The sequence below is a fragment of the Pseudomonas protegens genome, from assembly GCF_013407925.2.
Lineage (GTDB): Bacteria > Pseudomonadota > Gammaproteobacteria > Pseudomonadales > Pseudomonadaceae > Aquipseudomonas > Aquipseudomonas fluorescens_AP.
Genome location: NZ_CP060201.1, coordinates 2,303,923 through 2,318,105, shown reverse-complemented (window position 1 = coordinate 2,318,105; position 14,183 = coordinate 2,303,923). Strand labels below are relative to the sequence as shown.

Annotated in this window: 9 protein-coding genes; 6 read left to right on the top strand and 3 right to left on the bottom strand. The window is 50.4% G+C overall.

From position 1 onward, the window contains the following. Positions 1–193: 193 nt before the first annotated feature. Genes GGI48_RS10865 through GGI48_RS10850 form a run of 4 tightly spaced genes read left to right on the top strand, consistent with a single transcriptional unit; the run spans position 194 to position 5,972 of the window. Positions 194–991 (top strand): hypothetical protein, encoded by a 798-nt coding sequence (locus GGI48_RS10865; protein ID WP_098467397.1) that lies wholly within the window; start codon positions 194–196, stop codon positions 989–991. Between the two features lie 16 nt (positions 992–1,007). Continuing rightward, positions 1,008–3,965, top strand: a complete 2,958-nt coding sequence (locus GGI48_RS10860) for a hypothetical protein (RefSeq protein WP_179598247.1) — start codon at positions 1,008–1,010, stop codon at positions 3,963–3,965. 8 nt (positions 3,966–3,973) lie between these two features. Continuing rightward, positions 3,974–5,395 (top strand): hypothetical protein, encoded by a 1,422-nt coding sequence (locus GGI48_RS10855; protein ID WP_130907444.1) that lies wholly within the window; start codon positions 3,974–3,976, stop codon positions 5,393–5,395. Then, the gene (locus GGI48_RS10850; protein WP_139648151.1) at positions 5,388–5,972 is read left to right on the top strand and encodes a condensin complex protein MksE; all 585 of its coding nucleotides are present in this window, start codon (positions 5,388–5,390) and stop codon (positions 5,970–5,972) included. The genes GGI48_RS10855 and GGI48_RS10850 overlap by 8 nt, the downstream gene beginning before the upstream one ends. Before the next feature lie 206 nt (positions 5,973–6,178). On the opposite strand, the gene GGI48_RS10845 is transcribed toward GGI48_RS10850, so the two are convergent. The 3 genes from GGI48_RS10845 to GGI48_RS10835 form a co-directional block, all read right to left on the bottom strand. Beyond that, a complete protein-coding gene (locus GGI48_RS10845) occupies positions 6,179–8,047 on the bottom strand; it encodes a DUF2075 domain-containing protein (RefSeq protein ID WP_179598245.1) in 1,869 nt (622 codons plus the stop codon). A 24-nt stretch (positions 8,048–8,071) separates the two neighbouring features. Further along, complete coding sequence (locus tag GGI48_RS10840) at positions 8,072–8,455, bottom strand: nucleotide pyrophosphohydrolase (protein WP_120731560.1); 384 nt, start codon at positions 8,453–8,455, stop codon at positions 8,072–8,074. A 522-nt stretch (positions 8,456–8,977) separates the two neighbouring features. After that, positions 8,978–10,420 (bottom strand): hypothetical protein, encoded by a 1,443-nt coding sequence (locus tag GGI48_RS10835; RefSeq protein WP_098467391.1) that lies wholly within the window; start codon positions 10,418–10,420, stop codon positions 8,978–8,980. Positions 10,421–10,978: 558 nt separating this feature from the next. On the opposite strand from GGI48_RS10835, the gene GGI48_RS10830 reads away from it, so the two are divergent. Both GGI48_RS10830 and GGI48_RS10825 read left to right on the top strand, forming a co-directional pair. Further along, positions 10,979–13,174 (top strand): AAA family ATPase, encoded by a 2,196-nt coding sequence (locus tag GGI48_RS10830; RefSeq protein WP_179598243.1) that lies wholly within the window; start codon positions 10,979–10,981, stop codon positions 13,172–13,174. Beyond that, entirely contained in the window at positions 13,171–14,145 is a 975-nt protein-coding gene (locus GGI48_RS10825) for a hypothetical protein (protein WP_179598241.1), read from the top strand. The genes GGI48_RS10830 and GGI48_RS10825 overlap by 4 nt, the downstream gene beginning before the upstream one ends. The last annotated feature ends 38 nt before the right edge of the window (positions 14,146–14,183 follow it).

Sequence of the window (14,183 nt, the reverse complement as noted above, 5' to 3'; positions counted from 1 at the left end):
AAGATTACATATCGTGATTGCCGAACTCAATCAAAGGCTTGCATAGTGCGGAGTGGCCGCTTGATCGCAGCAGTACGGGCGCTTGATCAGAATGGAGCGGGAGGCCAAGGGGATGCATCCTCACGAAGGAGGGCGTTTTTCATTGAGCCCGGCCGTAATTTCTTGAATGTTTACAGCTCTACAAGGAAGTCCAATGTCATCTGTCATTTATCGCTACCTTGACAAGATTCAATCTAGGCAGCCTATCAATTTTGATGCACTGATTGCCAAGCTTTTGGCTGCTGGCGTGGCACGTGCAGATATCAGTCGAATATTTTTTTCCAAGAAACTTAAAAAAAATAGTTATCACGTCGAAGTGCTTCTTTCGGCTGCATTCGATGAGCTCTTGATGAGGTTCAGGCCTTCTGATGTTGGGGGGCGAGTCGGTGCTGCTATAGACGGCAACAGTCATCGAATTGGTGTCTCCGAGTCGCTACTGATGTTTCGCTCTTTTCAGCACCGGCATCCGGCTGTTGCGGTGACTGAGGCTGGGTCTTGGGTGCTGCCGCGCGTGTTGGGCAAGGTGGGAGTTATTGTCGAGAATCTGGAGAACTTCCTTCGAGTCGATGAAACGCTGCCATTCATTGCTGAAATTTTGGCTGTTACTGCTAGTGATATTGAGTTGATTTCCGGTTCGGGCAACCAGGTGACTAACAGGCTGAATGCAAAAATGTTAGGTCAGTTCGATAGGCTGTATTGCTTGTTTGATGTGGACATTGGGGGGCTACGGATGTTCGCTTCCTTGACCACCTTGCTGCACGACAAGCCCCCCGTATTCCTTGTGCCGCCTGACGTGAGAGAGCGCCTGGCTCAGTCAAAGTACGCGTTGACTGATCAGCAACGCCAAGAGGTAATTAAATATCAGGGGTTATCACCTGAAACAGATCAATTGATCCAGTTTATGCGTGAGACTAGCAAAGTACTTGAGCAAGAAACCTACTTGGGTCAGTAGTATTTGGGGAGCGGCCATGAGCATTGAATCTATGTTTCACGAAACCTTTAAAATGAAGCAGATCGTTTTGATAAATAGCGGGGCATACTGCTATACGAAGGTTCGTATCGACCAACACACAGCCTTACTCGGCGATAATAATAAGGGTAAGACTTCAATGCTCAATGCATTGAAGTTCTTTCTTTTGCCCGAAGAAAACCTCCACGATTGTGAGAGAAAGTTTGGATTCAAAAGCACAAAAGGCTATTACGGTCGAGATGCGACTTTTGGATTTTATTTTCCCGAGCGAAACTCCTTCATGGTTCTTGAAGCGGAAAACCCGCATGGTCCGTTTTGTATCATCCTTAACGTGGGAACCAAGCAATACAGCTATGAGCGTACTGCTGTGCCAGTGCAATATTCGGAAATCGAGCACCTGTTCTGGAATCATGAATCTAGCCTCAATGGAGGGATGGGCGCACCAATTGAAGAGTTGTCGAGATCACAGATTGAACTGCCCCTGAAAAGGCTAGGCGCTGTTGTGATCAAGGATGTAGCTAATATCAAGGAGCGAGTTTACAAGCACCAGCCGACACGCCCTGATGCCGGACGCTTTTGTCTGCTGCCGCTCAAGAGTGGGGGGGGGCAGGCTCGCGAGATTGATGCCTGGAAGCGCCTGATCCACCTGGCCTTTGACATTGCAGCCAAAGACAAACGTACTCTGCCGGACACCATCGCCACGATTATTGAAGGCAGAAAGGATCGTACTGAGGCTGAGCTGAACGTCAACCTCATCGAAATTCTGTCGCGCTATGAAACCCTGAGCTCGGTAAAAAATCGGCTCCAGATGATTCGTAACGGACAGCCGTACTGGGACCGTTTCAATCAAGGCTTCGCAGATTTTTATGCTCAAAGTTCGGATCTGATGAACTTATTGTGTGACGTTGAGCAGAGCATCAACGAGCAGGGCTCTGCCTACCTCGACGTTCGCATGCAGTGCTCTGCGAACTACAGTGCGGTCAAAGAAGGTGCTGACCATCAGCGTGAGCAGGCGATTAGCAAAAATACCCAGCTCAAGGAGCTAAAAGGCGCAATCGGCGAGATTAGGAAGAACTACGACCGGATCAAGAAGGATTCCATCGACCTCTCAACGGCAATGCATGGCTACGCGTCTATGACCCCGGAAGAGATTGCTGCGGCACTGGCGGCGCAGGTCGAGGAGAATCGAGCCGACATTAAGGCTCTGAAGGACGATGGCGAGTTTCGCCGTGAGTTCGAGCAGTTAACGCGCGAGATCAACAAAGGCAGCCAGAAGGTCAAAGACCTTGAAATCCTTATTGAAGGTGCGAGGCCATCACTCCTGGATCTGGATCAGATCCCCAGCCGCACAGCGGACATCCTCTACTCGCTGAACCAGGAGGTCTTCACCGGCGAGTGCCCGCCATTGCTCGAGGGCAATATTGAGACGATCAGTGATTTCACCGCGCTGTTTAATGAGCTGGATGGCTCGCTCACGTTTCTGAGCAGTCCGACTCCAGTCCCGGTTAAACACTACGATGCTGGAAAGCTGCTACAGAGCCGTAAGGACGAATTGGCATCTGTTGGAAAGCGCCTTACCCAGCAAAAGCGCCGCGCCAATGATCTTGCCAATAAGACGAAAATGTCAGTCGAGCAGATCGAAGCCACTATTGCTGCTAAGCAGGCTCAGATCGAGAAGGATGAACGCAACATTGCTCTTCTGAAACGCCATGAGTTCATTGAACAGGAGTTCGTGCGGCTTGGGCAGGAGCACGGCGAGACCACCGAGCAGTACGCAATTCTTGAGGCTCGTTGTCTTGAGCTCAACCAGCAGCTCGACGAGGCCAACCGTCTGGTTGATCAGGCCAGGACGGCATTAGAGGCCGCCAAGGAGCGTGAACAATCCATGCTCCGCTGGGGTAGGACAGTCAACGACATCCTGCATTCCCGTCTGGAGTACTTGAGTACCGGTTACCAGCGTGCAGAGCGGCAGGAGATCGTGGTCACTCAGGATTTGATGGATACCATCGAAAGTCGCAGCCAAGCCACCACCCGTAGTTTTAACCAGATCAAGTTGCTGGTATCCGATCTGTTGGATGTGGTGGCTCTTGACGATGATGCCGAGCATGCCCATCGCAGCGCCATCAGCCTAGAAACGCTAACCAATTTGCATGAGAAGTACCGGGTTCTTTACGGTCGTCTCGATATGGAGGAGAGCAACCATTTCAACCAAGTGGTTCAGCATAACGACGACACGATGATCCAGATTCAGTCGATCAGGCACGCGCGCACCCTGATCAGCACCTTTCTCAAGGAGATCGAGAATCACCTGTCGTCAATCAAGGTATCCAACCTCACGGCTGTGGCTATCGACTGCAAACTCCATCCCCAGTTTGATGAGTTGCTGAAGACCGTAGATTCGGTGAATCTGACCGGTGGTGAGCTACCACCACAAGTCCTCTACGACCGTCTGGGGAGTTTCTGCACTCAGTTCGTCGAGTCCGATCAACGTCGCGATGCCACCCTAAACATGGCTCGCCTGATTGTCAGCATCGATTACCGCGTCAAGCTTCACGGCAGTGACGAGTTCACTGTAGAAGCGCAATCAACTGGCACTTCAGTGATGATTAACTGCCGCCTGCTGGCTTTCCTGCTAAAAGAGTTGCTGCAAGCCGACACCAAGGTCAGCTTGCCGCTGTTCATCGATGAGCTATCCAATCTTGATGATAAGAATCTGCGCTCTGCCCGCGACATCGCCGACGCGGATGGCTTCTGTGTGTTCGGGGCCACGCCTGGCCTGACCTCCGGTATCAGCAAAGTGCTGGGCAACTACATGAATCTCGACTACTTCAACGCAACTGACCAGTCCTACAGCCCGAACCGGACGATTCTTTATACCGGAGTAAGTGAGTCATTGATCGCCCTGGAGTGCCTTGAGGCTGTCGAGCCGGATCTTGCTGCCGAAATGGAAGAGTAGAGGATCTGATGGTCGTCAAAACAGACGTTGCACTGATCAACATGATCCAGAACAAGGGGGTTTTCCTTGATCTGATTGACCACATGGATAAAGTTGGTGAAGGCGAGGAAGTACGCATTGTCATGTACCAGCAGAAGTTACGCGCCCTGCTGGACTCTGTAGCACCGTTACCTAATACGCGGGTTTTACGTGAGGTGCCGGCCGAGCGGCGCAAACTAGAAAGTGCTCTTTGTGTTGAAAACCTTGAGCGTGTTGGGCTAGTCATTCAGGTAGACAGCGCTCGTGGCGTGATGGTTTTTGCCCCCTTCGTGATCGAGATGTTCCGTCACTTCGACGGAGCGCGTCTGCGTCATTTGAACAGTGCTGATTATGAGTTGATCCGGGCCTCGTTCAATCGACTATACGAAGTGTTTGTCACTCTGCCCTCCCTGAGCAATGAAGATATCGGTTTTCAGGAGCAGGTGAGCGTGCTGCGCAAGGAGATACGCGCTGCAACCGCCAAGATGAAGGAGTGTGTGGATGCGCTACAGGGCCGGCTCCAGCGACTCGGTGAGATCGTCGATCGGATGCGCTATGACGTAATTGATGAGGTGGCTAAGGCTCAGGAAGCCTTGGGGGAGATCAACAACATCTATCTACGCAACATCCTGCCTGCTTTGCAGTTTCTGGGGGAGCACACTGACCTGAAGGGGACTAAGCCTGCTCTTACAGCACTGACCTGCATCGGCGATCAACTGGCTCACTATGGTCACGACAAGCTGGCCAGCTCGGTTTATTACTCCGTCGAGTCGATTCGCTCATACCGGCATGACATTTCGATCATCAGCGGTTCGTTGATGCGCTATGTCCAGCAGAGTGAGGCGCACCGTCGTGCCTATGACAAGATCGAACAGGCTTGGAATCGTCTCTATGGCAGCGTGCGAGAGCTGCATGATGGGAGTTTGAAGGACAATATTTTGCCCAGCACGCACCCTGTCTTCGCCCATCTGAACACCTACTCCGGGCTGAAAATGCGAGTGTTCGAAGCAAAAGTTGAGTGGCCAGACGCTAATCAGCGCTTGGCGCTGGCAGAGCATCTGCGCGCAACGCTGCCCAACATCAAGATCAGCACCGGGAAGATTCACCAGCTCAGCGGGCAGGCCAACGAGTCGGGCGAGCTCAAGCGTCGGCGCGATGCTCGCTTGTTGGCCATCGGTAATCTGGTCGAGGAGTGGGAGCCACGGCTTACCGATGACGCCCATGTCGCCATGCATGAACACCTGAAAGGCCGACTTAAAGGGTACGAGTTGACTGATCTTTTAATGTCGGTGGGCTGGCTGCGCAAGCGAGAAGGAATTCGCCTCATCCCGCACTACCATATCGGCAACCTCGCAACTGACTGCGAGAGCCTGAGGTACTACAAGCTACAAGTGGAGACTGAACATGTTTGACCACGAACCTTCGCTGCCGATTGCACAGGCCAAAGTGATTAATCGAAAGCTGTCTGTAGAGCTCTATGGTCAGCTCATGTACGGAAAGATGATCAACCGCACCGTCTTTATTGATGGTGGCTTGAAGTCAAATCCGTACTTCGAGGAGGTACTGAATAATTTCGATCATTACCGCAGTCTCTACGATCTGATTGGGTACGAGCTGGTCATGCGTGATGGCTTTGCCTACATCCGCACCAGTGATGGTATTGATGCCAGAGATGATCTAGCACGCAACATCCAAGGCCTGCTGCTGGTGCTGTTTCGGGGAGCATTGGAGTTGGGATTCACAATGGACGTGCTGCTGAAAGACTCGGCGGGTCTGTCAAACATCCATATCGAAGAAATCGGCAAGGCGGAGGATAAGGTTGAGGTTTTGATAGCGTGTGGGATGAAAAGCGGTATGTTAATGGAGCACATCAAGAAGCTCGAAACACGAGCCATTGCTTACCGTAACGGAAGGGGGAATTTAGTCTTATCTGAATCAGGCGCCGCTTTTTTTGATGATCTCCTTGGTGAAGGCGATCTCGACGTTTAGGGTGAGCTGACCCCAGAGAGGTACGTATGCCAGGAAAATTGGGCGCAACTCAATCCTTGGGCATATGGCCATGCCTACATTGCTGCCGCATCAGTGGGTGCCGACCTGACTTACGTAAGGCGAGTTGGGTGGACGCTTACGATTATTGCCCCTGTGCGTACGATGTCCCCACTCACATGAACAGGGGCTTCTAGGAAACGATAGCGTCAATCATTGCTGTGCTGGCTAAGCCGACTCTCGAAGTATTGCGCAGTCTCTTTGTCGGTGCAGTACAGGTAGCAACCCTTCATCCCGCGTGTCATCAGAGTTCGATAGGTATTTTTGATGATCAGGTCTGTTTCATTTTTCGCGAGGGTAGGTTGCTCTTTCATCATTTTTTTCCAGCCGCGAATCGATTTATCATGCTTGTCGCGCTCATCTGGGGATGTCACTACCTTACCGTCACGTACAACTAGGTCTGGCCCGATGATCACCCCGATGTAGTCCACTTCCAAACCTTGGCAGGTATGAATGCAGCCAACCTGCTCGATGGAGTTCTCAGCGATGATCCATAGGCTGCCGTCCTGATCCAGGTTCCATTGGCGTTTGTAGTCACCAATGACGATGTCAGCGGCGGTGGGGTCTTTCTTGCTCAACCAAGGCCAGCAATAGCCCGCGACCACACGAGCTTTGTTTCCGTGGTTTTTCTCGTTGATTGCTTCATGCATCGCCTGAGGTGAGTCGAACACCTTAAACTCGTACTCTTGAGTCTCAAGCGTCGGATTTGCCGTCGAGCGAATGCCTAGCGTGTCATCCAGCCATGCTAGGTAACCGTCAGAACCACTGCAGCGAAACTGCGAAGACAGCACGTGTTCTTCAACCACAGCACCCTTGGCTTTTGCAAAGGCGCGTATCGCCTGCTTGCTGCCGATATCCCTCAAGGTTACACGCTGGTCTTCATCAATGAAGAAAATTGAGCATTTCGCTGAATCAATCAGCTCCTTGATCTGGTTTTCCCCAAGGTTTCCATAAAGCCCGCTTTTCTCATTCAGCCGGTGAGCTTCGTCTACGATAAGCGCATCGAATGTGTTGGGCTCAGTCTCGATGAACGCCCCTGAGCCTGAAAAGAAGTTGGAGAAGTGGCTGCGTTTGACGGTGCCAACCAATTTGCTTTCGTAGACCTTGCGCGGGGCAGCATTCTTGGAGACGTATTTGCTCAACAGCTTCAATTCGGTGAGCCTCACCAGCAGATTGATAGCTAGAACAGTTTTCCCGGTGCCTGGTCCCCCCTCGATGATCAGCACCTTTGGCGTCTGTTCCGAAGCCTCGCTTGCCGCTGCGAGCGCCGACTCGAAAATTGCCTTCTGATCGTCAATCAATACGAACTCAGGCTTGCCTTTCATCAGCCCGCCCAGGGCCTCGGCTAGCGCTTTTGACGGGCGGATTTTTCCATCGGACAGTTCGTAAAGGACCTCTTTGTTGTCGCCGTGAGCAATATGATTTTTCAGAAAGCTTCGGAGCTTGCTGAGCTCTTCAGGGCCTTTCAGAAACAGTGGAGCTTTGCTGATATGAGGCTCGTAGTGCGCTGAGTCTATGATGCCGTCGCTGACGTAGTTATGGAGGTAGGCACACGGGCGGATCTCGATGCTTTTGTCGTACACGGCCTCGTTGAAGCCTTCGAGCAGCGCTGCGTATGACCATACCTGATAGGACGGGTGAATGGTTTCAACGAGGCCGCCACCTAGCGCCGTTTTGACGATGGCATCCTTGGTCGTGGCGTTGGCTTTGCTCCATTGCTTCAATTCGATCAATACAGCTTTTTTTGCTTGGTTTTCGTCGCGACCGGTGAGCAGAAAATCGATCCGTTTCGACGACTGCGGAATGTGCAATTCGATGGCCAAGCCTGCGTCGTTCGGCAAGCCTTCATCTCTAAGGACCTTGGCCATGTACGTAAGGGATCCTTGCCACGACCTGATTTCCGAACTGCCAACGTTCTTGCCGGTAGCTTCCTTGTAGTGCCTGAGGATCACCTCCTCGATGTCATCGTTATCGTTGTCTTTTAGAAATTGCTGTTTGGTCGCAGCGTAAACGATCACGGGCTGTCCTTAGATTCGAGTTGTTCAGAGTCGGTCGTACTTTTTGCTGCTGCTTTTGGCTTTATCCACGGGGTACTTCTGGCCGTTCGAGGCGAGTTTCCGTGTCACCGCCTCGTTGAGGTCGATGCCGAGCACGCTGCTCAGGCGAACCAGGTACATCAGTACGTCCGCCAATTCGTCTTTTACGGCTAGGCCGATTTCGGGATCTTTAGCTACGGAGAGCGAATCGGCATCGCTCATCCATTGGAAAATCTCGCACAGCTCTCCTACCTCGCCAGTGAGCGCCAGGATGAGATTTTTTGGGGAGTGGAACTGCTGCCAGTCGCGATCATCTGCGAAACGCTGAAGGGATGCGGCAAGCTTCACTACGTCAACCAGTGGCGCGGATGAGCTGTCTGAGTCACTCACGGGGCTATCTCTTGAGTATCGGGGGGCAAAAAAATGTGTAGGAAGTCTGGCGTAAGATTGTAAGAGTTTTCGCCGCTTGCGCAGCTTTTTTGTGTTTTTTCTCACACGCTCTCTGCTGGCCGCATTGCTTGCCAGTATTCGCTAGGTACTTTGAGCGTGGCTAAGTAGGCCGCGACGACCCCACGCCCACCGACTAGCGGCCTTTTCTCCCTCTGTTCGTTAGTTTGCAGAATGGGCCGTTTCTGGCTAGCAGGTGATGGCAATCGGCACCAGGCGAACGGATGTTGGCCGTGACGTAAATTATTGCTGGGGCTGGACACTTCCTCTCCGAACTGGTCAGCGGCAACAGCCCTGAGAGGGCCTCCGGCAAGAGGTACACCTTTGCTCTTCTTCGACGGGAAGCGCGTCGGCGGAGGAGGTAAGGACCTTTTCAGCTGATTTTTTAGCGACTAGAGTAATGGACTTAAGGTGGCAACAATCGGAACACCACACCCCAATTGTTGCCGCTACTAATTTTTTCTGTCAGGACATAATAATTGTATTTTTTATTTCGTTAAGCACCTCTTCTAGTGGGGTTTTATGTTCGAGCTTTAGCTTCTCAAGTGCTGATATTAGGTCTGCGTCAGTTAATGGTATAATTAAGCCGTGGCCATTTTTAAATGAGTCTCTGCATCTTTCAATGAATAATTCTTTTTTAGATATCTCTCTGCATGTTATGATTCCAAGCATTCCTCGATTAACGGTTAATCGTCCAATCATTTGATCAAGCTCGGGGTTTTGTATGTCCTTTGAGTAGTTCTTGCATTCGATAATTAGATACGGGCAGGGTATTTTGTGAATCATATGGAGTGTATGAAAAAAGCCTTCCTTGGCTGAGTTTTCGAAGTATATATCAATCCTCTTTCTGCCCTGGTTTATCTCGGCTTCGAGTACAGGTGATGAGGCGTTTGGATAAAGTAGCATTTCAAGAATGCCAACTATTGTTTTGTGATAATCTGATGCCGTTGATGGCCCCTGCTTAATCGAGCGTAGTTTCGCAATCAGGTGATCTACTACTGAATTCAAGTTGAGCTCGGGATCAATTGAATCAGATGGGAGAGATCTAACCTGCTGCGCTTGCTGATCTCTGAAGGATTTAAAAACCAGTGGGTGTTTTTCTGTGAAGTCGAATAACCATTCCTTGGTAAAATCTTTTACTACATTTTCTTTTAGACTCTTTTTTGAAATATAAGGAGTTCCATCCTTGCGATGCTCGACCCATATGCTACCTGTTCTTATGTGCTCATGTTGAAGATACTCAAGTACATGTTTATTATAGTAATTCTCAGGGGCATAAGCCTTGCTATAAGAAACGATTCCTTTCGGGGTGAGAAGGATCTTTTTCCCTTCAACAAGCAGTGTGTCTTCGTGAGTAAATATCCACTTTTTTCGGGGTACATCCCATATAGGTCCGGCGGAAACACCAGCTGTTAATTTTATTTTATGTAGTTTGCATTGGGCCTGCGTATAGGTAATGAGGCTGCCTCGTATGAGGTTGGTAGTCATATCTGAAACTTTATCTTTGCCGATTCCTGGAATAAATAGTCTAAAGTCTTCTAGGTCGGTAATTTTTCCGGACTGTATTGCCTTACTTCCCATGATGCTTTCGAAAAGTTTCTTTGCGTCCTCACTACCAATTCCGTTACCCCTAGGTTTCCCTGAAGAAAGCCCGAGGCAGGTCTCATTAGGCTCATGAAGATGTGAGAAGAGTTCAAAAGCATCGTCCTCTTTCCCTTGGCGAACTAGATCTAAGAAATGAGAAAAAAAGGACCTTACTGAACTGGCAGCCTTTATCGACCAGCGATCCGGTCTTAATCCAAGAAGATAAGGGTCCACAAATAATCGCGTGTCAAAATCAGTATCAATATCGACAAAGTCCAGTTCGAATTGAGTTTTGGAGAGTTTGAATCGTTCCGAAAGCTTCATGTTTTTGCCTTTTGCAGTCTAAGCTAGATAAGTAATAAAATTAATGTGCGGAGATGCCGGAGGGTGATTGTTCTTGGGGTTCACGAAATTTCAGATTCGAAATAAAGGGCTTCAATCCGAGAATAATTATCTGCATCCTTGACCTCTAGGGTTTAGCGAGTTTCTTTGCGCAAGCTGTGAACTTTAGATCAATAGAGGCATTTTGCAATCAGTGGGGCGGACGAGCGCTTGGTAGTGGAGACAGACGGACGGTTGTTGGCCGTGGGGTCCCGGTTTTCGCGGGGCTGGAATTGTGTGGATTTTTTGACGTACCTCATAGGGTATCTATAAACAAATCAGCTAGTTATGGCTTTCGATGGAATCGAATCGGGAGTTTTTCCACAATCTCGCAAAGAAGTTACGCGTGACATGGCGCAATCAGCGCTCCGCGCCAGCAAGGTGGCACCTTGCCACTCAATGCGCCTGCACTATAAGCTCCGGCCCTCATTGACTCTTTTATTGAGCCCAGCAACGACTCCGCTGTGGGCTCGGCAACTGAACGCTTAAAGGGACCTGACGTTGAGACATATCTGGCGAGCCCCAGAGCTACAACCCACCGCACTGCGCAGCGAGTCGCTGGCAAAAGAAATGGATCTGCTACGTGCCCACTTCGAGCTGCCAGATGACGAGCGCTTGAGCCGGCGCCCGAACCTCGATTCTCGCCTCTGGAATCAGCCCAGCGTCAGAATGGCTCTTCTTGAGGTGTTCGAGAACAAATGCGGTTATTGCGAAAGCCCGCTGAGCGTTCAGGATTTCGCTGTTCATCACCACCGACCGTTGATGAATGCAAAAGGACGTTTAAGGTATGAAACTACGACAAGTGCAGACCACTATGTGTGGTATGCGTACGAGTGGAACAACCTGATTCCGGCCTGTCCGGTATGTGCAAGATTCAAAGCAAACCAATACCCTACAACATCAAAGCGTGTACCGCCGTTTACCCCGTGGCATGATGCAGAAATCGAGTCGCCTGTACTAATCGACCCCTGTCGCGACAAGCCATTCGATCATATAGCCTTCAGATTCAATGGCACATGTACTCATAAAACTAGCCGTGGCCGGGAAACGATTGAAACGCTGAAGCTCAATCGTAGTAACCTCATGGTCCACCGGTCTGCATACTTTTCTGACCTCTGGGCGCGCTTGGGCCAATTGCGTGGTAACAAGTACGAGACCATACTCCCTACGCTGGAAGAGTTATTCAATAAACGTCTGCCATTCGTAGGCGCCGCGAAACTTTGGTTGCTCGGAGCACTTCTAGAAACGTCCATCAGAAAATCTCCGCCCACGGAGGGCGAATTTTCCAGCGAGCTGGCGGGATTCATTGCGGAGACCTCCACAGCAGAGTGGCAGGCGTTCATGAATCGCCTCGCCGGGATCAACCCGGCTTTTACCGAGCAAGTCGTTACCGTTCGAAACCCTGAAGCGAACCCAGAAAAGCCCCACTTCTCCCGAATCCGGGTCATTGAAATCGAGCATTTCAAGGGGATTCAAAAGCTAAAAATAAACCTTGGTCACCACGCCACCCAAGAACGCGGCATTGCCCCGGCAACAGTGCTTCTGGGAGAAAACTCAGTAGGTAAGAGCTCGATTCTTCAGGCGATTGCATTGGGTGTGATGAGCCCAAAATTGAGGTCCCGAATAAATTTTGATTGGGAGTCAACCCTGCCCAGAGATACCTTGGCAGAGGGTACAGACGATCAACCTCACGTAGTTCAGTCAAACATTAGAGTCACCTTCGATGACGGCGAAGCTAGCGATATCTGTATTCGTCGGGACGGCTCTTTCTCAAGCCAAAATCTGCGCAGTGGCTTAATTCTTGGCTATGGTGCGCATCGTTCATTTCACGATGAGCAGTCTAGTTCTAGAATCATCAGAAAAACTTCGAGCATTGCTTCCCTGTTCGAAAAAAACAAACCACTACCCCACTCAGCTACCTGGTTGGAATTACTTGGTGAAAAGGCTTTTTTCCCGGTGGCGCGAGCGCTGCGCGAGATCCTGAATCTCGACACGTACGACGAGATGTATCGGCTGGCGTCGGGTGAGGTGCTCGTACGAAGACACAACGAAAGCATCCCGATCTTTCGCTTGAGCGATGGGTATCGCTCGCTATTTGCTATGAGCCTGGACATCATCCGTAACATGCTCCGGACTTGGGAAAATCTTGAAGATGCCCGTGGAATAGTACTGATCGACGAAATCGAATTGCATTTGCACCCCCGATGGAAAATGCAGATCGTTTCTGCATTGCGCCGCGCTATGCCTCAAGTCCAGTTCATCTACACCACCCACGACCCCCTTTGCCTAAGAGGTATGTTCGACGGCGAGGTTCATGTACTTATCAAGGACGATGAAGGCTGCGTCCAGGAAATGACGGGCTTGCCGGACGTCACCGCCATGCGCGCAGAACAACTGCTGACCTCGGAGTATTTCGGTCTGGCTAGCACCGTGGAACCCGAGACCGTACTCAAGCTTGACCGGATCGTGTTGTCCAATTCACGCAGCACTTCGCCTGATGCGCATTTCTCGGAACAGATGAACGCCTTTTCCATTATCGGTGACACGCCTGAAAAGCAGGTGGTCAATGAAGCATTGCGCCGGCACATCATCGAACAGCTTCGTTCAGATACCCTAGATAGGACAGCAGTACGAGAAGATGCCGTAAACCTTATCCTCGAACGCCTGCGGGCTGACTCCAATGGAGTGGATCAGTGATTTCCATAGATCGAAGCACGGTAGCAGAGCCATTATCGCTGGCATCGCCAAACGGCAGAGGGGCTAAGGAAAGGCTACGCGCCATCAAGCACTTCGCAGCACTAGCAACCAAACCCGCAGTGGCTAAGGCAAAAGCCACGAAAAAAAAAGGCAAAATAACAAAAGCTAAAATTCCCGAAAAGTTTAACTTCGCAGCATACCGTTCCAAAGATGTTAAAGAAGCGCTGGACAAACTATTTCATGACAAATGCGCCTACTGTGAATCTAGCTATAGGGCCGTGATGTCCGCTCAGGTTGAACACTTTCGCCCCAAAGGACGCGTTGTCGAAGACTCGAGCCACAAGGGTTACTGGTGGCTAGCCTCAACGTGGACAAATCTGTTACCAAGTTGCAGCCATTGCAATATTTCGGAATATCATGAAATACATAAATTGACTGTCGAACAGCCTTATCAGCAAAAAACACAATCAGGTAAATACAAACTGGGAAAATATGACCATTTCCCAATTGGTGGCCAGCGGGCGGTAGCCGAAGGTGATGACCTCGACCTTGAAGACGCCTACCTTATCGACCCTACTCGCCGGAACCCTAATGATCACTTGGATTGGATTGTTGAGGGTGGACTAAGCCTGATTGCGCCAAATAGGGTGGGAAACGCTTGGGACCCTTATGGACTACATACCTATCAAATTTTTGGCTTGAACCGCAAAAAACTGGTCGAAACACGTACATCATTGATGCTTGAAGTAACGAATCAACTCCTCAAAGCGCGTAATAAGCTGATGGATGCGGCCACCAAAAAGCCAGGTGAACTATTCGATTATCTGTACAACGATGCAATGGATATCTTCAAAGATTTAGACAAACTAAAGGCTCCTTCGATGCCCTACTCTGCTATGGTGAAAAAACTTTTGGACAAAGAGCGCACCGAGATTATAGCAGCGTTCACGGCTCTCGCCAGGCGACGATAAACCCTTGGTCAGAGTGTGTAAAAACCGACTTTCGGTCT

Excerpts from the sequence above, each read along its gene's own strand:
- GGI48_RS10860 (WP_179598247.1), top strand. The coding sequence starts at position 1,008 with ATGAGCATTGAATCTATGTTTCACGAAACCTTTAAAATGAAGCAGATC.
- GGI48_RS10855 (WP_130907444.1), top strand. The coding sequence starts at position 3,974 with ATGGTCGTCAAAACAGACGTTGCACTGATCAACATGATCCAGAACAAG.
- GGI48_RS10835 (WP_098467391.1), bottom strand. The coding sequence starts at position 10,420 with ATGAAGCTTTCGGAACGATTCAAACTCTCCAAAACTCAATTCGAACTG.
- GGI48_RS10850 (WP_139648151.1), top strand. The coding sequence starts at position 5,388 with ATGTTTGACCACGAACCTTCGCTGCCGATTGCACAGGCCAAAGTGATT.
- GGI48_RS10865 (WP_098467397.1), top strand. The coding sequence starts at position 194 with ATGTCATCTGTCATTTATCGCTACCTTGACAAGATTCAATCTAGGCAG.